Genomic DNA, 24,126 nt, shown 5'->3' on the forward strand with positions numbered 1-24,126 from the left:
ATTTCCTTTAGAAGAGTATCCAGTTTCATCCTATTGAAACAAAGAGTTCATTAGGATGAAACTACAAGGCATCTATTATTTTCCGAAACGGGATGTGTCTATCGAATCATGTTCCCTCTCCTTGTAACCACCAAACTTCCAGACAAAAGATAATTTCAGACATCTCTCATCATTCAATTTCCTCATCCGGCTCCATTGATTGCCTTGGTTTATCTTGATGGTACGTGGAATGCTGCTGGCGAAAATATCGTCTCCTTTAAGTGTCAAGCTGGCACGGTCATTCAAGAAAGTCCATTTTAATCCAGCGGATATCTCATACATGGAACCCAAGTCGTATATACCTTGGATGGCACCGGGAGTCACGTATTGGCCGTCTATCGTCATTTTTAAATTCGGTTTATCACATAGGTTAAATGTGTTACTCATATGCGCTAATCCTAGATAAGCCTCACGGTTATATGAGATGCCGTGGAAGTTATCATTCTTCTCTTGCATCCTCCAACCTCGCAGTGTGATGCGGCTATTCCAAAAACGACCCACATTAAAAGGAATGATCACCGCCAATCCCGCTTCCAGACTATAATCCATATTCTCGAAACGAAAAACGGTCTTCAGTTCCGTATCGCTTTGATAAGGAAGTTGGGCGAAATAATCCGGCGTGTATTCACAGAACGCTACCAGCATATACTTTTGGCGGAAGATATAGACTATCTGCCCCTCATACGTGCGATAAGGTTTCAACAAGGGATTTCCCGCCACCTCCGAGTAAGAGTTTAGAGGCGTTACTTGCGGGGAGACTTGCCAATAACCGGGATAGGTCTTATCGCTACTTATATCGAATTGTAAAATATGTCGGGGAGAAAACGTATAGCTCAGGGATACGGTGGGAAACAACGCCCCCTCATTCCATAGGTTCATATTTTCCCGGCTAGAGGCGTAGTCAGACTTAAAATACTCCCCTTTCAGCCCGACCGTAGCAGAGAAACGCTCTCCGAAGCTTTTCGATACCTCGGCGAAAATATCAGCGATGTATTCCTTTTGTGTATTATCCTCCAACGCTTCCTCGTCCATCTCATAGCCAGCACCTTGCTCATATAAATACTCCGAATAGTTTTTCGACGAGGCGTAACCTCCATGCACGCCGTAATTCAATCCCCACCCGGAAGCGAAACTATGTGTCTTATTTAGGAATACGGACCAGCGGGATACATCCTGTCTCGTATTATTTATCATATCAGTCCGGGAACCATTCGTATTCGTATCCTGGTAATCAAGTACCGAGGGCGAATGATAACGGGTGAAATCCGCTCCTGCCGATATCCCGGCATGTCCGTCATATTGTAAACGTATATTATGAATAGCGGAGTGCCCGTCATCACGGACCAAGCTCGTACTCTCACTTTTATTTTCCGGCTTCGACAGATCCAGATATGAGGTAAAGGCATCACGGTCCGATAAGACTTTATCTCCCTTCAGATAATATGCCAAAGAGAGTTTATCCTCATTCGCGAACGTATAATCCATTCCCAGACGAACCGTTCCTCTATTTACATGGACAAGGGCCCGATTATGTTGGCTTATTTCCGTCATACCACTATTTAATGTATGGCGGGCCAACATATCCTCCCCCATCACATCCCGTCTCTTATTACCATTCAACAGGAAATCTATGCTAAAGCCCTTATTCGTATAAAGTAAATTCACATGCGCATCTCCCCCCGCATGGCGATATTGGGTGTAATCCACACCCGTTTCACCTTGCCAAGAAGGAGTCTCGGACTCATTCTTACTCAATACGACATTGAGTAACGCCCCCTTGACATTATATTTAGCTGGAGCGTTATACATCACCTCAGCCTTTTCGACCCTTGAGGCCGGCATAGTTTTCAGTAACTGGATTAATTGATCTGCCGACATTGTCGTCAACTGCCCATTCAAGATTATATTCAAACGACTGGCCCCTACCAGCTCCAGATTATCATTCCGCTCGATAAGCCCCGGTAAGTCCTTGATGATCTCAAAAGCGTTCGTGGCAGTCTTATCCTTCATCAGTTGAGGGACATCATACGTCAGCTTGCCTCCCTCCAGTTTCACTTGCGGGCGTTCTCCCTTTACGGTAATCTCGGCCAACTGATAATCTTTCTCCTCCAGCACCACCGTACCTACGTTGGCGGTAGTTATCTCTTTCTCTACCATATTATATAAGATGTGTTGGAAAATAAGTCGATACGACTGGTCTAGCGGATGATTCAATCGAAAATCCCCAAGCGTATCGGTAACCACGGCATCCACATATACAGAGTCGAGGGTCTGTAAAATCACCGCCACTCCATCTACCGGCTGTTCCTTGCCATCCATCACCTTCCCGGAAATACCTTGTGCCATAATCTCACCGAGACTCATCAGCAAGCATAAAATCATGTAGTAAATAGTACGTTTCATATCGGTTTGTTTTTATCATTTTTCGTTCATACAAAAGAAACGTATTCTTAAAAGAAACTATGTTACCACTCACTTACGAAGTCTTACCTTGTCTTATCAGGAATGTTATTTAGTCTTATCGCCATTTATCAAACCCAACAAAGAGGAACAAGGTAATCTGGAAAACACCTTCGGAAAAGTAGTATGAGTGGTATCCTTTATGCTAAATCTCACCTAAGGGAATTGCAGGAAAAAGGTTTCAAGGCCGCCGTACTCTTTGACGCGAAAACGTAAACTGAACATTAAGAGGTTCTAACTGTTGATATATCAATCAAATATTTGAAGATAACCTATTAAAAGTTGAAAATCATGTGTACAAGAGTAGTTTATTCGGGAACAAACGGGATGGTAGCGACTGGTCGCACAAGACTTTAAGCCGGCGCAACCGTTCAAGTTTATGGGTGTAAAGGATCTTATTTAGTCTTGGCTAACTATTTTTTGGGATAATATGTTCCATATTTCCTTTTACAACATTTGAGTTTCAATTAATATTTATATTTGACGTCAAAAATCTTACAATATGGATAAACAGTTCCTCTGCCTTGATTCACCTACGGACTTTATGGTTGGTAAATACATATCCGCCGACGAACTCAAGGAGTTTATAAATATTCCTTGTAAGATAAAAGCTGGGGTCTTTATCCTTTGCATGGAAGGGCAAATACGCTCAACTATCAATATGTCAGAATTGACCACTTCGAAACTCAATGTTGTAACGCTATTGCCCAATAGTCGCATACAAATACATGAGATATCCCCCGACATCTTGATCTATTTCATAGCGTTCTCTTTCGATTTTATGTGTTACACCAATTTTATCAAGAGCACGATGGGTTATCTACTGATGATTTACAGGTATCCGATTATAAAAATATCCCAAAACAGGGCCAACCTGATCACGAACTTCTACGAGCTTCTCTATCAATATGCCGTATATCCCGATATCTTGAACAATAAAGAGATGATAAAGGCCATTTTCATGATGTGTAGTCAAGGTATCATAGAAATATACAGTAAAATTTACCCATTAGAGAAACAGGAACTTACACGTCCGTTACAAATCTATCAAGAGTTCCTAAATATGGTATTGAGATACTATACGAAAGAGCATAACGTATCGTTTTATGCCGAGAAGTTGGGCCTCACGTTCTCTTATTTCTCGACATCCATCAAAAAAGCGATCGGAGAGACTCCTCAAGAGATCCTCACGCAAACAATAATCATAGACGCTAAGGCTCAGTTGAAAGGGACCAACCGAGAAATCAAGAACATAGCGATGGACCTCGGTTTTAATAATCTATCGTTCTTTAATAAGTTCTTCCGTCGAAATGTAGGCATGACTCCACAAGAATACAGGGGTAAATCGTATACCTATTCTTGTTACCAGAAAACATCCGACTAGCCGAAAGCAAAAACGGAACATATTATCAAAAAGAAGAATTTCAAGGGTACCTTTTATAATTTTTACTTTTGTAGGATAATATAAAAAGACATACGATGGAAGGGCGAGAGACGGATCTAGAATACAACTTATTGATGGGGCTTACGGGAGCTAGCGTTAGCAAACATTTATTGGATGAGCATTTCACACTTTTATGGGCAAATGACTTCTATTACGATATGATAGGTTACCCCAAAGAAGAATATGAAGCTCTTTTCCACAATAAACCCGATTTGTATTTTAAAGGTTATGATGAAGCTTGGAATATATTATCCAAGAATGTTTACGAGACGATAGCTAATAAAGCCAGCGGTTACGAAACCGTTATCCAGATGCCAACGAGAAAAGGAAAAAGATGGACTAAAATCACCTCAACGTTTACCGACCAACTACAAGACGGCATCCCTATCTCCTATACGGTAATGACCGATGTAGAGGACGTAATGCGAAGGCGGATCGAGCAAACGATCACTTATGATAATATCCCCGGCTTCATATCCAAGCATAAAGTACATAAAGACGGCAGTTTTACATTGCTGGAGGCAAATGATAAATATATGGACTTCTCTGGTATCGATAAAAATTCTTTTTTATCTTTCAGTCCTTTCTCCCGTTTAGATGAAACAAGCCGTAATACGATGAACGCACATATCTCCTGTATGCTAAAAGGGGAACCTGTACATTTCGTTATCCAGTCGAAAGACAAAAACGGAAACGACGCTTGGCTACAGTTGAACGGGGAATGTATTGGCTGGGAAGGTGACGAGCCTATCTATCTTATCGTTTACATCAATATCACCGACATTACCGAACAGAGGGAGTTGCAAAAGAAACTGGAGAAACAGTCAAAGCAACTTAAAGAAGCACTAAAGTCGGCGGAACAAGCCAACCAAGCCAAATCTGATTTTCTCGCCCGCATGAGCCACGATATCCGTACACCCATGAACGCCATCATGGGAATGGCGACTATAGCCAAAGCCCATGTAGATGAACATGAAAGAATACTAGATTGTATGGAAAAAATCAATGGAGCCTCTAAATTATTATTGAGTCTGATTAATGAGGTTCTCGATATGTCCAAGATCGAGAGTGGCAGGTTAATTCTTTCGGAGGATGAGTTCAATGTGGGTGAGCTCTTGCAAGACTTGGTCGTTATGATGCAACCGGAGATCAAAAACAAACAACAAACTTTAAATATACACGTCAAGAACCTGAGGCATGAGAATGTAAAAGGCGATACGCAGCGTATCAAGCAGGTATTGATGAATATCCTCTCGAACGCAATTAAGTATACGCCGGAGAATGGGCGAATCACGATAGAGATCTACGAGAAGGCCCCTCATAATGGCATCGGAAATTATCAATTCGTGTTTGAGGATAACGGAAGAGGTATGAAACCGGAGTTTCTGGATAAGATTTTCGAGCCTTTCGAGCGTGCGAGCGATGATGAGATCAAGAGGATACAAGGTACTGGCCTCGGGATGTCGATCAGCCATAAGATCATTCAGATGATGGGAGGAGATATCAAGGTGGAGAGTGAATATGGCAAAGGTTCCCGCTTCACCATCGACATGCCATTGGTTTGCCGGGATCAGAAGCCCGATGATAAGATAGAGGTAGAAGGTTTAGAGGTTCTTGTGGTAGATGATGATAAGATCGCTTGTCTAAACACGTCTAGCTGTTTGCGAGAGATCGGGATAAACAGTGAATGCGTATATTCAGGTAGAGAAGCTATAGAAAAAGTACGACAGCATCATTTAGCGGAGAAAGAGTATTTCGCCGTGATCATTGACTTGAAGATGCCTCAAATGAACGGCATTGAAACAACCCGGCAAATCAGACGTTTCGTGGGAGCGGACGTACCGATCATCATTCTCTCCGCATACGATCTTGAGGAATATGAGGCAGAGGCTAAGGAGGTTAAGGCCAATGGATTCATCACCAAGCCTCTCTATAAGTCCAAGCTACTCCAAGTATTGAGATCTTTCCTTGACGAAGGAGACCAGCCGGAACCGATCCGCCCATTCAAGTTATCAAACGTCGATTATTCCGGCAAGCGCATCTTGCTGGTGGAGGATAACGAGTTAAATCGTGAGATCGCCGTAGAGATCATCGGCAGCACCGGTATCACTATCGATACGGCGATAAATGGGCTCGACGCCGTACATAAAGTCTCCCAATCGGAAGAAGGATTTTACCAGATAATACTGATGGATATCCAGATGCCTATCATGGACGGTTATGAGGCGACCCGGCAGATTCGTTCCCTCCAACGAAGGGATATCGCACATATGCCAATTATAGCCATGACCGCCAACGCTTTTTCCGAAGACGTGACAAACGCTATCAAAGCGGGCATGAATTATCATTTGGCTAAACCGATTGATATTGGGGCGTTGATGGGCATCCTTAGTAAATATTTACAAGCGCCCGCATAAAGTTTATCTTGCGTATTAAAAGTTCATGTAATAAAATTGTCTATTTTTAGCGATCAATTCGATTATAAGCATAAAGAGACTTCATGAACATCAGACTTCGTTTTAAGTTAATCGCTTTGTTGATCGTCCTATCGCTGGCCGGGCTTTTGGTTTTCCAAGGATACTGGCTGAAAGGTTTATATGATACATTATATAAACAGATGGAGATCAATATAGAGGAAGCGATGAAGATCGCCGACTATAAGGAGTTGTTCCTGCGCATCCGATCTATCAAAAAAGAACAGGGAGCGCTGGGACCTCAAACCCAAGATGTGTACTTCAGCTCAGAGCTAGATCCGTCTAATAAGCAGAAGATGGACGCAAAAGCTTCGATCCATCCGCAGAAAGAAGATCCTGACCTTAACCGGGAAGATATCTTCAAGACGGCAAATCCCGACTCACACATGAAATTACATATCGATTACGGGGATGAGGAGGACTTTAGCTCGATAGACTCTACCCTAACGGATTACCTATATGTAATCGGCGAGGTGGAGGACATGGTGCAGCAAGCGATGCACGCGAATATAGATTCTATAAAACCAATTGATTTCAAGACCTACAACAAATTATTAACCTCGGAGCTGGAGGCAAGAAACATCGTAACGGAACATGAGCTGGTAACGATTTATAAACCAAACAACGGGGACGAGAAGGGTTGGATGCATCTGGACAAGCCGGAACGATTCACTACGTGGAAAAACCCCGTGCATTTCGATTACCCGCTCCATAACGAGAGCACGTTACAATATCGCCTGTTCCTTAAATCGCCGGCTAGCGTGATACTCACCCAGATGAAAGGCATCCTGATCTCCTCCTTCCTATTACTTTTGCTGATCATTTGCGCTTTCATATACTTACTCCGCACCATCTTAAAGCAAAAGACCGTGGAAGAATTGAAGACCGATTTCACCAACAATATGACGCATGAGCTGAAAACCCCGATCAGCGTCAGCTATGCCGCCGTAGACGCATTATTGAACTTTAGCGATCCCGTCAACGAGAAACAGAAGAAATACCTGACGATCGTTAAAGACCAACTTATCCATCTTACCGGATTGGTGGAACAAATCTTGACACTCGCCGTAGAGAACCGCAGTACCTTCCGCTTGCGCCCCGAAACCATCTCATTAAACGAGTTGGTGAACTCCCTCATCGAGCAATACAAACTGAAAGCGAGCAAACCCGTGGAGTTTACTTACTCCATCCCCGAGGATATAGAATTGGTGGCCGATCGTACCCACCTATATAATATGTTGAGCAACCTTATCGATAACGCAATCAAATACGCCGACAAGGAACCTTGCCGCATCGAAGCGACAGCCCGGCAAGACGATCACGAAACGACAATCTCCATAACCGATAACGGCCCGGGTATCAGCGAAGCCAACCAGCGGCAGATATTCGACAAGTTCTTCCGGGTTCCCAGCGGGAATATCCACAACGTGAAAGGTTATGGCCTAGGATTATATTACGTAAAAGACATGATGGGTAAACATGGAGGAACAGCCCGTGTGGAAAGCGTCCCCGGCAAAGGCTCCACCTTTACCCTGCATTTTAAATAATAATCCGAAAATCAAGTATCAAATATGGAAAAGATAAAAGTACTACTAGTAGAAGACGAGCCTACATTGGCCATGATCATCAAGGATACGCTGGATGGGAACGAGTTCGATATCACCCTAGCGGCGAATGGCGAGGAGGGCCTCTCCCGTTATGCGGAGATCAACCCGGACATTATCGTAGCGGATATCATGATGCCCAAGATGGATGGTTTCACGATGGTCAAATTGATCCGTAAGACGGATACGCACACCCCTGTCCTATTCCTATCGGCCCGTTCCGCGGCCAACGACGTGGTAGAGGGCTTCGAGACAGGCGGCAACGATTACCTGAAAAAGCCTTTCGGCATGGCGGAATTGATCGTGCGCATCAAGGCGTTACTGCATAAGGTGTCCGTCCAAAGACCGGAAGCCACCTCTTTCCGTATCGGGCTTTATACGTTCGATTCCATCACGCAGACATTGGTCTACCGGGGAGAGAAACAACTCCTCAGCAACCGGGAATCCGAGATATTGAAGCGCCTTTGCGACAATAAGGACCAAGTATTACCGATGAAAGAGATCTTGATAGACCTTTGGGGAGATGATTCTTTCTTCAACGCACGCAGCCTGCATGTCTTTATCACCAAGCTACGTCATAAGTTATCGAAAGACGAGTCTATCAAGATTTTGAATATCCGGGGAATCGGATATAAGCTGATCATCGATTGAATTGCTTCAATGCCTGTGCCATCTGGTCCGGGCATGAAGTTCCCCTTCCATGACAATCGATGCCAGACAAACGGCCGATAGCGTCTTCGATGCGCATACCTTTCAATAAGGCGCACATGCCTTGCCCGTTACCGTGGCAACCTCCTACAATCTGCACATTCTCGATCACGTCCTCCTTCGCGTCGATCACCATCAACTTAGAACAAACGCCTCCTTGAGGCGTATAGGTTATACGTCGTGTTTCCATTTTCTTTTTCTCTCCTTTTTATAAACGAGTCGCAAAGGTATAAATAAATTTAACTACATTTGTAGCATCTAATTTACAAAAACATGACATACGAGGAAACGCTACACTATCTATATACCAGCATCCCGGTCTTCCAACACAGCGGAGCTTCCGCTTACAAACCCGGTCTTGGTACAAGTATCGCCCTAGATGATTATCTGGGAAATCCGCATAAAGCCTATAAGACCATCCATGTAGCCGGGACAAACGGCAAAGGCTCGGTCAGCCATCTATTGGCGGCCATTCTCCGGCAATCCGGTTTCAAGGTCGGGCTTTATACCTCTCCCCACTTAGTGGACTTCCGGGAACGCATCCGGGTGAACGGGAAAAAGATCTCCCAAGATTACGTGGTCGATTTCGTCGAGCGTCATCGTTCTTTCTTCGAGCCTCTCCATCCTTCTTTCTTCGAGCTGACGTCCAGTATGGCTTTTGAGTATTTCCGCGACCAGCAGGTAGATTACGCGGTTATCGAGGTCGGGCTTGGCGGTCGTTTGGACAGTACGAACATTATCACTCCGATCTTGAGTATCATCACGAATATCAGTCTGGATCATACGCAATTCTTGGGAGATACGGAGGAGAAGATAGCGGCGGAGAAAGCCGGCATTATCAAAAAAGGCGTACCCGTCCTTCTGGGGGAGGCAGAGAAACGCTCCGTTTTCGACCTCTTCCAGAACGAGGCGAGAAAGGCAGGAGCACCTTTCCACTACGCCTTGAGCATGGGAATGCTGGAGGGGACCGGAGGGTTGTCGATGGTACACTGGAAGTTCCCCTCCGTAGAATACGGCGAGGTGATCGGCGAGCTTGCCGGAGAGGTACAACAAGCCAACGCCATCACGGTGTTCTCCGCCCTGCACCTGCTCCGCGAGAAGTGCGGCGTTGACATCCTGCCCGAGGCCGTCCATGAAGGGTTCGGGCACGTGACCCAACTGACGGGTTTGATGGGCCGCTGGCAAACCTTGCGGACAAAACCGACCGTCATTTGCGACACCGGGCACAACGTGGGTGGATGGAAACACATAGCGGAACACCTGAATGCCATGAGAAGCCGTTTCCGCGAAATTTATATGATCGTCGGTATGGTGAACGACAAGGATATCGACGGCGTATTATCCTTGATGCCACCAGATGCTTCTTATTTCTTCACGCAAGCCTCCGTGGAGAGAGCGATGCCCGTAAAGGATTTCGCCATGAAAGCCATGCGGAAGGGACTGCCCGGAGTCCTTTGCGAAACGGTGGAAGAGGCGGTCGAGAAAGCGTTAAAAAGTGCCGGCAAGGATGACTTGATCTTTATCGGCGGAAGCACCTTTATCGTAGCGGACGCTCTCCCCTTGTTCATGAAAGAAGACGAATACAAATAATATAACTCTATAAAACAAATATCATGATAGAAAAAATTCATCAGAAACTAAGTGACTCGAAAGTCGCACGCTGGAGTGTACTCGCTTTGGCGGCATTCACGATGCTTTGCGGATACTTCCTTACGGATGTAATGGCTCCGCTTAAACCGATGTTGGAAGAACAGCTAAGCTGGACGAGTACGGAATATGGTTGGTTCACCAGCGCTTACGGTTGGTTCAACGTATTTCTTTTCATGTTGATTATTGGTGGTATCGTTCTGGATAAGATGGGTGTCCGTTTCACGGGTGTCGCTTCCTGTATCTTGATGATTATCGGTTGTTCCATTAAATATTACGCCATCTCGGACGCGTTTACGATGGAAGGAGAGCTTTTCGGATGGAAAGCGCAAGTGATGGTGGCCGCCCTCGGATACGCGATCTTCGGTGTCGGCGTGGAGACCGCCGGTATCACGGTATCTAAGATTATCGTACGGTGGTTCAAGGGAAAAGAGATGGCGTTGGCTATGGGCTTGGAGATGGCTACGGCTCGTTTGGGTACGGCCTTGGCTTTATCTATCACGGTTCCCGCCGCCAAGTACTTCGGTAGTATCTCCGCTCCTATCTTGCTTTGTCTTTGTATGTTGTGTATCGGTTTGATCGCCTTCCTCGTATTTTGCGTGATGGATCGCAAGCTGGACGCTTCGATGGACGCTATCGAGCAAGCCGAGGAGGAAGAGCCTTTCCGTTTGAAAGATATCTTATTGATCGTTACCAATAAGGGTTTCTGGTTGATCGCTCTGCTTTGCGTATTATTCTATTCGGCCGTATTCCCCTTCTTGAAATACGCTACGGACTTGATGGTCAATAAATATAACGTAGATCCGGAGTTGGCGGGAAACATCCCGGCTATCTTACCTTTCGGCACGATTCTTCTGACTCCGTTCTTCGGTAACTTATACGACCGCAAGGGTAAAGGGGCGACGATCATGATCTATGGTGCCTTGATGTTGATCGGCGTGCATTTATTATTCACACTTCCGATCTTGAATCAGTGGTGGTTCGCGACAATCGTGATGATCGTATTGGGTATCGCTTTCTCCTTGGTTCCATCGGCGATGTGGCCATCTGTTCCGAAGATTATCCCGGAGAAGCAATTAGGCACGGCTTATGCCTTGATTTTCTGGGTACAGAATATCGGTCTGAGTATGGTTCCCTTATTAATCGGCTGGATATTGGATACGTATTGTAAAATAGACAATGGTACGGGCAAACCGGCTTACGACTATACGATACCGATGGCAGTCTTCACCTGCTTCGGTGTACTCGCCCTCTTCATCGCCTTGATGTTGAAACGTGAGGACCGGATCAAAGGCTACGGCCTTGAATTGCCGAACATCCAAAAGGACGCCGATAAAGCCGAGGCCGAGATAATCGCTAAAGAGATGATCGCGGAGCCTTAATAAAGCTCATAACCCTAAATAAATGGAAGGCGCTGTAAACTTGATTTACCGCGCCTGTCTTTTTGATGACTGAAAACCATCGTCATTGGAACACACAAAAAGTTCGTTTGAAAAAGAGGAGTAGCGAAACAACTACAATATGCCTTATTCATAAAATCTTTTTTAGCGGTAATATTAATAAAAAGCACCCTTGATTTTCGGAACGGCATATTGAAATGTGGCATTTATCCGTGGTCCAGCCATCCAAAAGGAAATCATATGTATAGGTCTTAACGCAGTGGCTTATATATTTCATTAGATCCTTATTATCAGTTAAGAATAGATATACAGCTTCACAAATGTCGTTTTGATTAAAAAGGCAAGTGAGCGTGGAGGTCTTGAATAGGACTTCCAATGTAATCTGACTTACGTCATTCCACGTATAAGTGATCGTACATAAATCCAGATCCTTCAATAACATCTGCGCCTTTCTTACCGGCAGATCAATTACTTGATGGGCTAAGCTAATCATCTCGGAATAATCTTTTTGAGGATATTGATTTTGAGTTTCCATTGATTTCTGTGTTTATCATTCGCAGACAAAATAAGCTTACCGCCTGCTGATATACCATCAATCCCCTTGATAAAATATCAATGTCACGACTAATATTATCAGATGACAGAGATAAATGATATATCTGACTACGTATTTACGGTCGGTAACAATGCCCATCGTAATTTGTAGTTATAAATAAAATTAGGTGCGGTTGCTCTGGATATCTGATACAATAGTAAGATAACTCAGATTTAATACTTATTTTTGTGACAGGATCAATAAGAACTGACATGGAAACAACATTTACCAGAAGAAATAGTCATGGAGCCAACTTAAAACGTTGGAGAGAATGGAGAGGCATCAAACAAGAAGTGCTCGCCGACAAAATAGGGGTATCACAAGCCACCTTATCCGGCTACGAGAAAAAAGACGAATTGGAACCTGAAGTATTGGAAAAGATAACTAAAGCTTTGGATATTCCGACAGAGGCGATCACGGAGCTTAATGAAGGAGCGCTTATCAATATTTATTCTGGCACATGGCAAGATAACGCAACTGCAGCCGGAAGCATTCAAAATCAAACTTTCAATCCCATCGATAAAATAGTCGAGCTTTACGAACGATTATTAAAGGCCGAGCAAGAAAAGGTTGCCATGCTCCATGAAATCATAAAGGATAAATAAGTATCGATTATAGAGACCGTAAGCGAAAATGAGATAATCTTGACATTATGATCGAAATAACAGAATAACGATGTCAAGACCTTTTTACAAATAGAGAAAAAGAGGGAGAGACCTATGATGAAATCATACGTTTTCCCTCTTTTTCTTGCCTAAATACCCCTGTTTGGACTCAAAAGTAATAGAGTTAGGTAACACAAAAGGCTGTATTAGGCAACACGACCGTATGTATTAGGTAACGCAACCGTATGTATTAGGCGATACATACGGAAGAAACAGCCCTCGCATCCTATAGAATTGATCGATACACCCGTATAAAATGGCTATTTTCACCTAAAAATATGAGATACGATGAATTAATCTCGCTAGAATAAAAAGGCCTATTTCCATAAAACACTACAAGACAACCAGATGCTATTATTCTATGCCATTTTCGGAAGCAAGGCGTACCTTAGCCCGGAAAAAACGCTTCTCCGGAAGTTTAGATTACAGAATGTCAAAACGTCAAACCTACTCTTTTACGCGTGATGCCTACAGCTATGCCCGCAAGAAGAAAACTAAAATTAAACTCAAAAATATACTTACAACATTATTATATACAATAAAATATTTATTTTTACACAAAATCTGTTGTTATGACAAAAGAACAATTCCTAAACGATCAGTATGTATCTGGATTTATCCAGTGGCTTCGTGATAAACTATCTAATTTCACCCATTCATATTACAATCAGAAAGAGAAGGAGGAATGGCAATGTACCTCTTTTTATGATGCTTGCCACAAATATAAATGGGGAGGTCTAAATTGGGAGGAAAACAATGCCTTATTGGAAAGTTATGCCAAACGACTTAAAGCGAGTATCCGAAATAATGACAACGAAGCTTGCCAAGATGCTTGCCTCGATATATTAAAATGGGGAGGCGTTATACGGGAAAATCAAGAAAGGATCAAGGCACAAACCAACCTTGTGAATTATCTAATGAAGGCAGAAGGGGTCTTAACCCGTGACTCTTTAGATATAAAGGATGAGATAATTATTATGAACTCAGGATTCACCAAGATTTATTCTTTATATATAAATGATTTTATCATCTACGATAGTCGTGTAGGAGCCGCTTTATGCTATTTGGTGAAACTATATTGTATAGAGCAGAAACAAGGCGGTGTCCCTTCTTTATTAAAATTCGCCTATGGTGATGCCCGAAATCCGGAGGTTAATCGGAATCCTAACAGCGACATTTACAAATTCTCTAAACTTGATCGAGGAAAAATCCATATTGAATGCAACCTTAAAGCCAATTGGCTATTAAAAGAAGTATTAAACTTCCCAAAATGCCAATTTAAAGACATGCGTTCTCTGGAAGCAGCCCTCTTCATGATCGGGTATGCAATTCCAAAAGAGCAAGAACAGCAAACATTAAAAACATACCGAATTATGAAATTAGCAGAAGCTCTCAGCTTACGAGCTGATTTACAAAAAAGAATATCACAACTGGAAGTCCGGCTAAAAAACAATGCCCGGATTCAAGAAGGTGAAGAGCCCGCAGAAGATCCACGGGGGCTTATGGATGAGTTGAATAATAATCTGAATGATTTGGAGACACTGATTTTCAGAATCAACCGAACCAACATGGCTACCCTTGCAGAAGGTACAAGCCTTACGGAAATGATCGCAAAGAAAGATATCTTAGCATTGCGCATCTCCGTCCTTCGTTCCGTCACACAATCGGCAACGGGCAGTTTAGAACGTTATTCGGCAAATGAAATCCGTTATGTCCGCACAATAAATGTGGCAGATTTACAAAAAGAAATAGATTCATATTCCAAGCAATTACGTGAATTGGACGTGAAGATCCAACAGCTAAATTGGTTGACGGAACTGATATAAAGCATAATTCAGGTAGTTCTTTTTAAATAGGGCGAGTATATCTCTGGCAATTGAGAATGAATTGTCGAACTTACTGCGAATGGAAGCGAGAGCGGAGCATAGCGCAAAAAGAATCGTAATGCTCAGTATTGTTACAAGCTCAAGCCACAGGTTGCATTGTTACTACCGCATACTGACTATAAAGAGAATGAGGGCGGGTCGGAGGGATTTTCTTTTAAGCAGGCATTTAATTATGGGCATCCTAATGGATATGGAGAAACAGGTCGCTGGCGGTATGACACTTATGGAGAAATTTTGGTGTGATTATCCTATTTGCCCATCAGATTAAGGTAATTCTGATCGGTAAACATTATCTTCGCGTATCATATAAAACAAACATTAAATACTATGATCTGTTTCCCGAATGCCAAGATAAACCTAGGTCTGAACGTGGTAAGCAAACGTCCGGACGGTTATCATAATATAGAGACCATCTTCTATCCGATCCCCGTGAAGGATGCCCTCGAGATCGTCGCCTCGGATCAGCCCAGTTTCACCGGGACCGGAATCCCGGTAGACGCTCCCCAAGAGAAGAACCTCGTCATAAAAGCGCTGAACGCCCTAAAGACGAGATACGAGATTCCCCCGCTAGAGATCCATTTGTTGAAAGCGATACCTTTTGGCGCCGGGCTTGGAGGAGGTTCCGCCGATGCCGCTTTTATGTTGAAGCTGGTCAATGATTTCTGCGGTTTGGATATTCACCCGGATGAGTTGGAGGCGATAGCGTCCACCATCGGAGCCGATTGCCCGTTCTTTATCCGTAACACGCCGGTATTCGCGACCGGCACGGGAAACCAATTCGAGCCCGTGGACTTGTCCTTAAAGGATTATTATCTATGCTTAATTAAACCGGATGTAGCCGTCTCCACCCCCGAAGCCTATTCGATGGTAACACCCGCCACGCCCGAGACCTCCTTGAAAGAGATCATCCGGCTACCGGTATCCGAATGGAAAGAGCGGATGGTGAACGATTTCGAGCGGAGCGTATTCCCGAAACATCCCGTGATCGAGCGGATCAAGGATACCTTATACGAGGGAGGCGCCTTATATGCCGCCATGTCCGGCTCCGGATCGTCCGTGTTCGGTTTGTTCGAAAAACCAACCCATTTCAAGGAACAATCCCTGTTCAGCGATTGTTTTCTATGGGAAGGACAATTGTCATGAATCAAATAGAGACTTTTTTTGATACGATGGCGGAACGCTGGGACGCTGTCTGCGTACATGATCCGGAAAAAATCCGGACGATATTGGATCGTACCAACCTGCGGCGGAACGCTCGCATCCTCGATGTCGGTTGCGGCACGGGGATATTGGAAAGTTACCTGCTGCCGTACGAACCCCGCCAAATCGTAGCTATCGATATAGCGGGCCAAATGATCGAGAAAGCACGCGTGAAATATCCGGATCATCCGCTCATCGAGTTCCTCCAAGAGGACGCTATGAGCTACAAGGGGAAAGGATTCGACTATATTATCCTGTATAGCGCCTACCCGCATTTCATGCGGCCGGAACGGTTGATCAAGCATATGAGCGACTTGCTCGTGCCCGGCGGTAAATTGGTTATCTGCCACAGCGAGAGCAAGGAAAAGATCAATACGCACCACCATCGGCACGCCGATCGATTATCGCTGCCCTTGCCCCCGGCCCGAGAGGTGGCGGCATTGATGGAGCCTTATCTTCTTCCGCTCGTCGTAGAGGATACCGAACAGCTTTACATCGTTTGCGGAAAACGTTTATCCTAAACTAATTATATATGAACAGAAAAACTAACTTAATTCCGGCATTGCTTCTTTCCGCCCTTTCGCTTTACGCCATGGAAGACGTGAAAGTAACGCAATTCCAGCACGCAGGCCCGTTCACGGTCAACAAGCCGATCCTAGCGGACAGCCTCAACGTAAACGGCAAGCCTTTCGAGGCAAAGAATCTATTAAAAGCGACCTTACCGTTCGAGCAAACGCTTGCGAACGCCACGGTACTCGACGCTGACACGGCAGGCGCGATCACCTTCGCCGCCCCGCAAAAGGGATATGCCTTGCATCTATTCTCTTTCTTCTTGAACAGCGACCGGTACGTAAAAGGTACGCTCGATATATCGGGTCCCGGGGCGTTCGAAGTATTCGTCAATGATAAACCGGTAGGAGCCTCTTCCGAGTTGGTGATGGACCCCCGCCGCTATCAAGTAGTCGTTAAATACCTGACAGCGGAAACAGACACTTGTCCTCCCAGCCTAAAGGCTACCTTCAAGAGCGAGGCGGAAGCGAAAGTCGTAGCTTCCTTGAACCCGGAGAAACGCTACACCCTTCTGAATATCCTAGAAGGAAAGGATTTCCAAGGCGTAAGTGTCTCCCCGAACGGGAAGTATGCCTTGGTAAAATACGTCAACCGATTCCCGGAGGGCAAGAGCGAATCGTACGGGCAATTGATGGATGCCGCTACGGGACGGGTCTTATTGCAAGACGGAGGTTTCTTGACAACCGCCAAATGGATGCCTAAAAGCAATCGATTGTATTACACCCGCACCGGTCTGGACGGTACGGAGTTGGTAACCGTAGATCCGGCGACCTACCAACAAACAGTATTAGTCCCGAACCTTCCGAAAGGGCGGTTCGTATTCACCCCCGATGAGTCCACGCTTCTCTATACCGTAGAAGAGGAAGGTCCAAAGGAAGGGACGGACTTGATCCGTGTATTAGAGCCGGCAGACCGCATCCCGGGTTTCCGTGACCGCTCCTTTATCTGGCGGTATGACTTAAAAACAGGTTTGTACGAGCAACTTACTTTCGGGCATACGGACACTTATATCAATGATATCAGCGCTGATAGCCGCTATCTATTGTTCAGTACCAGCGACCGGGTGTACACCTCCTTGCCGCACTCCCTGGGCTCCCTTTATAAATTGGATTTGCAGACCATGGCGATCGATACGATCTGGGAAAAAGCCCCGTACGTAAACCAAGCCGCCTTCTCGCCCGACGGTAAACAGTTATTGGTAGCCGGGGCAGGCGACGCTTTCGACGGGATCGGACGAAATATCAAGCAAGGACAGATCTCCAACTCGTACGACGGGCAGTTATTCCTATACGATCTGGCAAGCCGTAAAGCCTCCCCGCTCACCAAGGACTTCAATCCGAACGTGATCGATGCCGTATGGAACCGCTTCAACGGGCAAATCTATATCCTCTGTGAGGATGAGGATTACCAACGGATCTATACGTGCGACCCGGCAAATGGAAAGATCAAGCAAGTAGCCGCCTCCGAGGATATTATCATGTCGTATGCGTTGGCCGACAACGCTCCGGTTCTCTTCTATTACGGACAGAGCGCGTCCAACGCCAACCGCCTTTACGCTTACGACCTGAAAGGAGGAAAGAACCGCTTGGTGTATGATCTCTCGCAAGATAAATTAAAAGATATCGCCTTAGGCGAGGTACACGACTGGAACTTCAAGTCGGATGACGGTACGACGATCCAAGGTCGTTATTACCTACCGCCTCATTTCGATCCGAATAAGAAATATCCGATGATCGTTTATTACTATGGCGGTACTTCCCCGACGAACCGTGCGCTGGAGATGCGTTATTCCATGCATATGTACGCCGCTCTCGGATACGTGGTCTACACCTTGAATCCGAGTGGAACAACGGGCTTCGGACAGGAATTCGCCGCCCGCCACGTGAACGCATGGGGCCTGAAGACCGCCGATGAGATCATCCAAGGCACCAAGCTGTTCTGCAAGGAGCATTCTTTCGTGAACGAGAAGAAGATCGGTTGCATCGGTGCCAGCTACGGCGGATTCATGACACAATACCTACAAACCCGTACGGACATTTTCGCCGCCGCTATCAGCCATGCCGGTATTAGCGCGTTGAGTAGCTATTGGGGAGAAGGTTATTGGGGATATGGCTATTGCTCCGTAGCGAATGCCGGCACTTATCCTTGGAACGCCCCGGAGTTCTTTACCAAGCAAAGCCCGTTGTTCAACGCCGATAAGATCAAGACCCCGCTCCTGTTGCTTCACGGCAACGCCGATACGAACGTACCCATCGGGGAAAGTATCCAGATGTTCGCCGCCTTGAAGATCCTAGGGAAAACCGTGGAATTCGTGCAGGTGGATGGCGAGAATCATGGTATCGTAGGTTATCAGAAGCGTATAGGCTGGCAAAATACCATCTACGCATGGTTCGCCAAATGGCTGAAAGACGAGCCGGAATGGTGGAAAGCCTTATATCCGGATCGTACTTTATAAGAATATTTATTTGAACGAAAGCGTCTGTGTCTCCCGCAAGGGAATCGCAGGCGCTTTATTCGTTTGCTCAACCCCAGCTGTCATCCGGATCAGCTCCGTTTACGAACGGTAATTTTGATACAAAGATCCGTAATATATATACATATACTTGAGATAAATCCGAATATCTTTGTGATGTCAAACAATAACGATATCCTCATGAAAACAAAAGCAATCGCACTCTTCCTGCTAGGCTTCATACCAGCCTTCGCACAAGATATTTCTCAACCCGCCCCAGAGAAGAACTTAGTCCGCCTATCCAAGATCACGGTCGATCCCGCCCAGTTGGAGCGTTATAACGCCTTTCTGAAAGAAGAGATCGAGGCTTCCATGCGTCTAGAGCCGGGTGTTCTTACACTGTATGCCGTATCGGAGAAAGAACATCCAAATAAAGTAACCATCCTAGAGATTTACGCGGATCAAGACGCTTATAAAAACCATATCCAAACGCCCCATTTCCAAAAATACAAACAAGGAACATTACAGATGGTGCAAGAGTTGGAACTGGTAGATAGCACGCCCCTGATCCCCGGACTAAAGATAAAATAAAACAAGAATCCCCGCTTTCCGGCACGAAGCCATCTAAGCGGGGATTCCATATATCCATGAAAATCTAAATTACTTGTTATTCGATCATTTGATATTCGGATTCAATTTATGCCATTCGGAAATAGCGGGAAGCACGCCCATAGCGATCACCTCGTCACGTAAAGCGCAAAGGTGCTTGTAGCTCTTCTCCAAGGCAGCCTCTTCTTCCGGTGTACCATGCACCTCTTTCAACGTTACGCCGTCTTTCGTAATCGAGGTCTCCCAAGCCATCATGATATGATCGAACTTACCGTTTGATACATAAGCGCCAGCCGGCCAACGGAACGGTTTACCACCCATTGCCGCAGCGATCATCTCGATAGATACATACGACGGGCTTTGGAAGGAAGAACGGCCACGCAAGGCGATAATGTTCGCGCCACCCTTCGTAACCTTTGTCTGTATCTCCGCCCATTGATCTTTCGTCAAGGCATCCGTACCGATAAGCTCAGTTAAAGGTTTACCATCCACTTTAGCGGTAGAGGCGAAAACAGCCATTTGCTCGCCATGGCCACCATACGTACGGCAATTCTCAACCTGATCCATAGAGATACCGAAATGTTTTGCCAACTCACTGCGTAAACGAGTAGAATCCAATGCGGCCAACGTCGTAACCTGAGAAGGTTTCAAGCCGGAATACAATAAGGTAATCAAACCGGTAATATCCGCCGGGTTAAAGATAACCACGATATGCTTTACGTCCGGGCAATAAGCCTTTACGTTCTTGCCGAACTCCTCGGCGATAGCGGCGTTTCCTTTTAGGAGATCCTCACGGGTCATACCTGCCTTTCTTGCGGCACCACCGGAGTTAACGATATATTTAGCGCCAGTCAAAGCCTCCTTGATGTCTGAGGTAAAAGTGATGTTTACACCCTCGAAACCACAATGGAATAATTCCTCGGCAACTCCCTCCAAACCCGGTGCGTAAGGGTCGTACAAACAAATGTTGGAAGTTAGTCCCATCATAATAGCGGTCTGTGCCATATTAGAACCGATCATACCTGCTGCGCCGACAATCGTCAGCTTCTCGTCTGTGAGTGTTTTCATAAGAAACCTTGTTTTTAAATGTTTATTTTTCTTTTCGACACAAAGATACGAGATTGAGAACTCTTGTCCTAATCATAAAAACGAATCCCCCATAAATAAAAGTTATGAATAGCGTCTCTATGATTATTCCAAGATTATCACGTACCTTTGTATTATGAAAACATTTAAACTAGACAATTGGTTGCCCACAACGAAGAAAGAAGTCGAGGCACGGGGATGGGATTACCTCGACGTGATCCTTTTCTCGGGAGACGCCTATGTGGATCACCCCTCTTTCGGGGCGGCCGTGATCGGTCGTGTATTGGAAGCGGAAGGATTACGGGTAGCGATCGTACCGCAACCGGATTGGCGGGGAGATTACCGGGATTTCAAGAAGCTCGGCGTTCCCCGGCTTTTCTTCGGTGTATCCGCCGGTGCCATGGATTCAATGATCAACCATTATACTGCCAATAAGCGATTACGCAGCGACGACGCCTATACGCCGGACCAACGTCCGGGAATGCGCCCGGATTATCCGAGCATTGTCTATACTAAAATACTGAAAGAATTGTATCCGGATGTCCCCGTCGTATTGGGTAGCATCGAGGCCTCATTACGCCGGCTTACGCATTACGATTATTGGCAAGATAAGCTATTACCGGGAATCCTTGCCAGTAGCCCGGCCGATTTATTGATTTACGGCATGGGCGAGAAGCCGATCAAGGAGTTGGTGCGCCGCCTAAAGTCCGGCATTCCTTTCAACGAGATCAAGGACATCCGCCAAACGGTTTATCTGGCAGACAAAGAGGATGCGAAAGACGATGATATCGTGCTCTTCTCACACGAGGAATGCCTAAAAGATAAATTGAAACAAGCGAAGAATTTCCGGCATATCGAAGAGGAATCCAACAAGTACAATGCCTCACGTATCTTGCAAAAGGTAGGAAAGCAAGTGATTGTGGTGAATCCTCCCTTCCCTCCAATGACGGAAGCGGAGATAGATGCCTCCTACGACCTTCCCTACACCCGCTTGCCGCATCCCAAATATAAAGGGAAAGTGATACCGGCTTTCGAGATGATCAAGTTCTCGGTGAATATCCACCGGGGTTGTTTCGGAGGATGCGCGTTCTGTACCATATCGGCGCATCAAGGGAAGTTCATCGCCTCCCGAAGCAAGGAATCGATCTTGAAGGAAGTGAAAGCGATTACCGAAATGCCGGATTTCAAGGGATATCTAAGCGATCTGGGAGGCCCTTCCGCCAATATGTACCGTATGAAAGGGAAAGATGAGCGGATTTGCGCCAAATGCAAGAAACCGTCTTGTATCTCCCCCGTCGTTTGCAAGAACTTGAACGCAGACCATACGCCGCTACTGGATATCTACAAAGCGGTAGATAGACTTCCCGGGATCAAGAAGTCGTTTATCGGAAGCGGTGTACGCTATGACCTGTTATTGCACCGTTATGCGGATGAGTCTTTAAACAAGGCAGCTCAAACCTATACCGAGGAATTAATCGCCCGCCACGTATCCGGCCGTTTGAAAGTGGCCCCGGAGCATACGCAAGACGAGGTGTTGAAACAAATGCGTAAACCGTCTTTCTCGCAATTCGGACAGTTCAAGAAGATATTCGATAAGGTAAACCGGCAATATGGGTTGAACCAGCAACTCATCCCCTATTTCATTTCCAGCCATCCGGGATGTACCGAGGCGGATATGGCGGAGCTGGCGGTGATCACCAAGAGCTTGCATTTCCAGTTGGAGCAAGTACAAGACTTCACGCCTACGCCGATGACATTGGCTACGGAGATGTATTATACCGGATATCATCCTTATACGTTGGAGAAAGTATATACGGCCCGCTCAAAAGAACAAAAGTTGGCACAACGCCAGTTCTTCTTCTGGTATAAACCCGAGTCACGCCGTCAGATCATGCAAGCATTGCAAAAGATGGGACGAAAGGATTTGATTGAGAAACTATTCGGACAGAGGTATAAAAAACGATAAGGCTGAATCTCACGATCCAGCCTTATCTTATTTAACCAAAACCTTAACTATGAAAAAATTTATTATGCCGCAAAGTAAACCTTTATTTGACATATACGCAAGCTTACCTTGCGTGTTCTACAACATAAAGCAAAAAATCAATCTTTAACGGCGATCACCTCGACCTCTACCAAACCATTCTTCGGCAGTGTCTTAACGGCTACCGCCGAACGTGCAGGAAATGCGCCTTCGAACTGAGAGGCGTATACCTCGTTCATAACGGCGAAGTCGCCCATATCCGCTAAAAATACGGTTGTTTTTACGACATCATTGATGCTATAACCTGCCTCTGCCAAGATAGCGTGAACATTCTTGAACGCTTGGGCGGTTTGTTCCTTTACGGATCCCTCAACGAAAAGTCCCGTAGCAGGATCGATACCCAGTTGTCCGGAAGCGAACAGCATATTACCTACTTGCACCGCTTGGCTATACGGACCGATAGCGGCGGGAGCGTTTTTTGTAGCGATAACTTTCTTCATTTTCTTCTTTAGTTTATATACATATTATTATTGTTGCTCGTTCATACGTTGGCGAACCACCTCGTACACCAAAATGGAAGTGGCTACGGACACATTCAAGGAACCGATCGTTCCGAATTGCGGAATCTTTACCATATTATCGCAGATGCGCAAGTTCTCCTGAGACACACCCGTATCTTCCGCTCCCATCACGATCGCAACCGGTCCTTCATACTTCACCGCCGTATAATTCTCCGCCGCTTTCTCGCTGGCGGCAAATACCTTCACCCCGCTTTGCTGCAAGAAACGGATCGCTTGGTTGATACTCTTCTCCTTACAAACCGGCAATACATGCAAGGCGCCGGCAGAGGTCTTGATCGCGTCGGCGTTTACCGAAACGCTTCCTTTTGCCGGAATCACGATCGCATCGACTCCCGCACACTCGCAGGTACGGGCAATAGCGCCGAAATTACGCACGTCCGTAACCCCATCCAGCAATACGATGAAAGGATCTTTTCCTTGCTCATACACAAAAGGAATGATATCTTCCAAGCTCTGGTAGGTAACCGCCGACATAAAAGCGATCACCCCCTGATGATTCTTTCGAGTCAAACGATCCAAGCGTTCAGCCGGAACACGTTGTACCGGTATCTCACGGCCTCTCAGTACCTCAAATAACTCTTTGGATAGATCCCCTTGTAAATCCCTTTTCACAAGGATCTTATCTACCTCCTTATCAGCCTGTATAGCCTCAATCACGGCACGAATGCCGAACACCATCTCGTTTTCTTTCATACTTTATATAACGCAAAACTATTAATTTC

The 24,126-nt window shown here is 45.5% G+C and carries 19 protein-coding genes and 1 pseudogene; 14 read left to right on the plus strand and 6 right to left on the minus strand.

Going from position 1 to position 24,126, the window contains the following annotated elements; translation table 11 throughout:
- Window positions 1–75: 75 nt before the first annotated feature.
- On the minus strand, window positions 76–2,442 hold the full coding sequence (locus DWY79_RS12005) for an outer membrane beta-barrel family protein (protein ID WP_122369393.1): 2,367 nt from the start codon (window positions 2,440–2,442) through the stop codon (window positions 76–78).
- Window positions 2,443–2,625: 183 nt separating this feature from the next.
- Between DWY79_RS12005 and DWY79_RS23385 the strand changes: the two are divergent.
- The 5 genes and pseudogenes from DWY79_RS23385 to DWY79_RS12030 form a co-directional block, all read left to right on the plus strand.
- Window positions 2,626–2,706, plus strand: a pseudogene (locus tag DWY79_RS23385) (cysteine hydrolase); the annotation flags it as partial.
- 295 nt (window positions 2,707–3,001) lie between these two features.
- Entirely contained in the window at window positions 3,002–3,883 is an 882-nt protein-coding gene (locus tag DWY79_RS12015) for an AraC family transcriptional regulator (protein ID WP_005862871.1), read from the plus strand.
- Window positions 3,884–3,978: 95 nt separating this feature from the next.
- A complete protein-coding gene (locus DWY79_RS12020; protein ID WP_121960740.1) occupies window positions 3,979–6,360 on the plus strand; it encodes a response regulator in 2,382 nt (793 codons plus the stop codon).
- An 83-nt stretch (window positions 6,361–6,443) separates the two neighbouring features.
- Window positions 6,444–7,964: a sensor histidine kinase KdpD gene (locus DWY79_RS12025; RefSeq protein ID WP_005862875.1), complete on the plus strand. Its 1,521-nt coding sequence runs from the start codon at window positions 6,444–6,446 to the stop codon at window positions 7,962–7,964.
- Between the two features lie 24 nt (window positions 7,965–7,988).
- A complete protein-coding gene (locus tag DWY79_RS12030) occupies window positions 7,989–8,672 on the plus strand; it encodes a response regulator transcription factor (protein WP_005862877.1) in 684 nt (227 codons plus the stop codon).
- On the opposite strand, the gene DWY79_RS12035 is transcribed toward DWY79_RS12030, so the two are convergent.
- Window positions 8,662–8,919, minus strand: a complete 258-nt coding sequence (locus DWY79_RS12035; protein WP_005862879.1) for a TIGR03905 family TSCPD domain-containing protein — start codon at window positions 8,917–8,919, stop codon at window positions 8,662–8,664. The two genes, DWY79_RS12030 and DWY79_RS12035, sit on opposite strands and share 11 nt — an antisense overlap.
- A gap of 83 nt (window positions 8,920–9,002) precedes the next feature.
- Here DWY79_RS12035 and DWY79_RS12040 point away from each other — a divergent pair, with 83 nt between their 5' ends.
- Both DWY79_RS12040 and DWY79_RS12045 read left to right on the plus strand, forming a co-directional pair.
- On the plus strand, window positions 9,003–10,319 hold the full coding sequence (locus DWY79_RS12040; protein ID WP_122369394.1) for a folylpolyglutamate synthase/dihydrofolate synthase family protein: 1,317 nt from the start codon (window positions 9,003–9,005) through the stop codon (window positions 10,317–10,319).
- A 23-nt stretch (window positions 10,320–10,342) separates the two neighbouring features.
- Window positions 10,343–11,758: an MFS transporter gene (locus DWY79_RS12045; RefSeq protein ID WP_005862883.1), complete on the plus strand. Its 1,416-nt coding sequence runs from the start codon at window positions 10,343–10,345 to the stop codon at window positions 11,756–11,758.
- A 148-nt stretch (window positions 11,759–11,906) separates the two neighbouring features.
- On the opposite strand, the gene DWY79_RS12050 is transcribed toward DWY79_RS12045, so the two are convergent.
- Complete coding sequence (locus DWY79_RS12050; RefSeq protein WP_122369395.1) at window positions 11,907–12,311, minus strand: hypothetical protein; 405 nt, start codon at window positions 12,309–12,311, stop codon at window positions 11,907–11,909.
- 272 nt (window positions 12,312–12,583) lie between these two features.
- On the opposite strand from DWY79_RS12050, the gene DWY79_RS12055 reads away from it, so the two are divergent.
- The 6 genes from DWY79_RS12055 (at window position 12,584) to DWY79_RS12085 (ending at window position 19,735) form a co-directional block, all read left to right on the plus strand.
- Window positions 12,584–12,976, plus strand: a complete 393-nt coding sequence (locus DWY79_RS12055; protein WP_005862887.1) for a helix-turn-helix domain-containing protein — start codon at window positions 12,584–12,586, stop codon at window positions 12,974–12,976.
- Window positions 12,977–13,608: 632 nt separating this feature from the next.
- Window positions 13,609–14,862 (plus strand): DIP1984 family protein, encoded by a 1,254-nt coding sequence (locus DWY79_RS23390; RefSeq protein ID WP_370449964.1) that lies wholly within the window; start codon window positions 13,609–13,611, stop codon window positions 14,860–14,862.
- Window positions 14,863–15,249: 387 nt separating this feature from the next.
- Entirely contained in the window at window positions 15,250–16,065 is an 816-nt protein-coding gene (ispE, locus tag DWY79_RS12070; protein ID WP_005862891.1) for a 4-(cytidine 5'-diphospho)-2-C-methyl-D-erythritol kinase, read from the plus strand.
- Window positions 16,062–16,643, plus strand: a complete 582-nt coding sequence (locus DWY79_RS12075; RefSeq protein ID WP_005862893.1) for a class I SAM-dependent methyltransferase — start codon at window positions 16,062–16,064, stop codon at window positions 16,641–16,643. The genes ispE and DWY79_RS12075 overlap by 4 nt, the downstream gene beginning before the upstream one ends.
- A gap of 11 nt (window positions 16,644–16,654) precedes the next feature.
- Window positions 16,655–19,147 (plus strand): prolyl oligopeptidase family serine peptidase, encoded by a 2,493-nt coding sequence (locus DWY79_RS12080; RefSeq protein WP_122369396.1) that lies wholly within the window; start codon window positions 16,655–16,657, stop codon window positions 19,145–19,147.
- A gap of 198 nt (window positions 19,148–19,345) precedes the next feature.
- Window positions 19,346–19,735 carry a putative quinol monooxygenase gene (locus DWY79_RS12085; RefSeq protein WP_005862897.1) on the plus strand — a complete coding sequence of 130 codons (390 nt, stop codon included), beginning with the start codon at window positions 19,346–19,348 and terminating at the stop codon, window positions 19,733–19,735.
- 84 nt (window positions 19,736–19,819) lie between these two features.
- On the opposite strand, the gene DWY79_RS12090 is transcribed toward DWY79_RS12085, so the two are convergent.
- Window positions 19,820–20,821: a malate dehydrogenase gene (locus tag DWY79_RS12090; protein ID WP_005862899.1), complete on the minus strand. Its 1,002-nt coding sequence runs from the start codon at window positions 20,819–20,821 to the stop codon at window positions 19,820–19,822.
- A gap of 154 nt (window positions 20,822–20,975) precedes the next feature.
- On the opposite strand from DWY79_RS12090, the gene DWY79_RS12095 reads away from it, so the two are divergent.
- Complete coding sequence (locus tag DWY79_RS12095) at window positions 20,976–22,805, plus strand: YgiQ family radical SAM protein (RefSeq protein WP_122369397.1); 1,830 nt, start codon at window positions 20,976–20,978, stop codon at window positions 22,803–22,805.
- Between the two features lie 137 nt (window positions 22,806–22,942).
- Here the strand turns inward: DWY79_RS12095 and DWY79_RS12100 are convergent, their stop codons facing one another.
- Both DWY79_RS12100 and rlmB read right to left on the minus strand, forming a co-directional pair.
- Window positions 22,943–23,323, minus strand: a complete 381-nt coding sequence (locus tag DWY79_RS12100) for a RidA family protein (protein ID WP_122369398.1) — start codon at window positions 23,321–23,323, stop codon at window positions 22,943–22,945.
- Window positions 23,324–23,350: 27 nt separating this feature from the next.
- Complete coding sequence (gene rlmB, locus DWY79_RS12105; RefSeq protein WP_036628747.1) at window positions 23,351–24,097, minus strand: 23S rRNA (guanosine(2251)-2'-O)-methyltransferase RlmB; 747 nt, start codon at window positions 24,095–24,097, stop codon at window positions 23,351–23,353.
- Window positions 24,098–24,126: the final 29 nt, after the last annotated feature.

This window comes from Parabacteroides sp. AF27-14, from assembly GCF_003635425.1.
GTDB lineage: Bacteria > Bacteroidota > Bacteroidia > Bacteroidales > Tannerellaceae > Parabacteroides > Parabacteroides distasonis.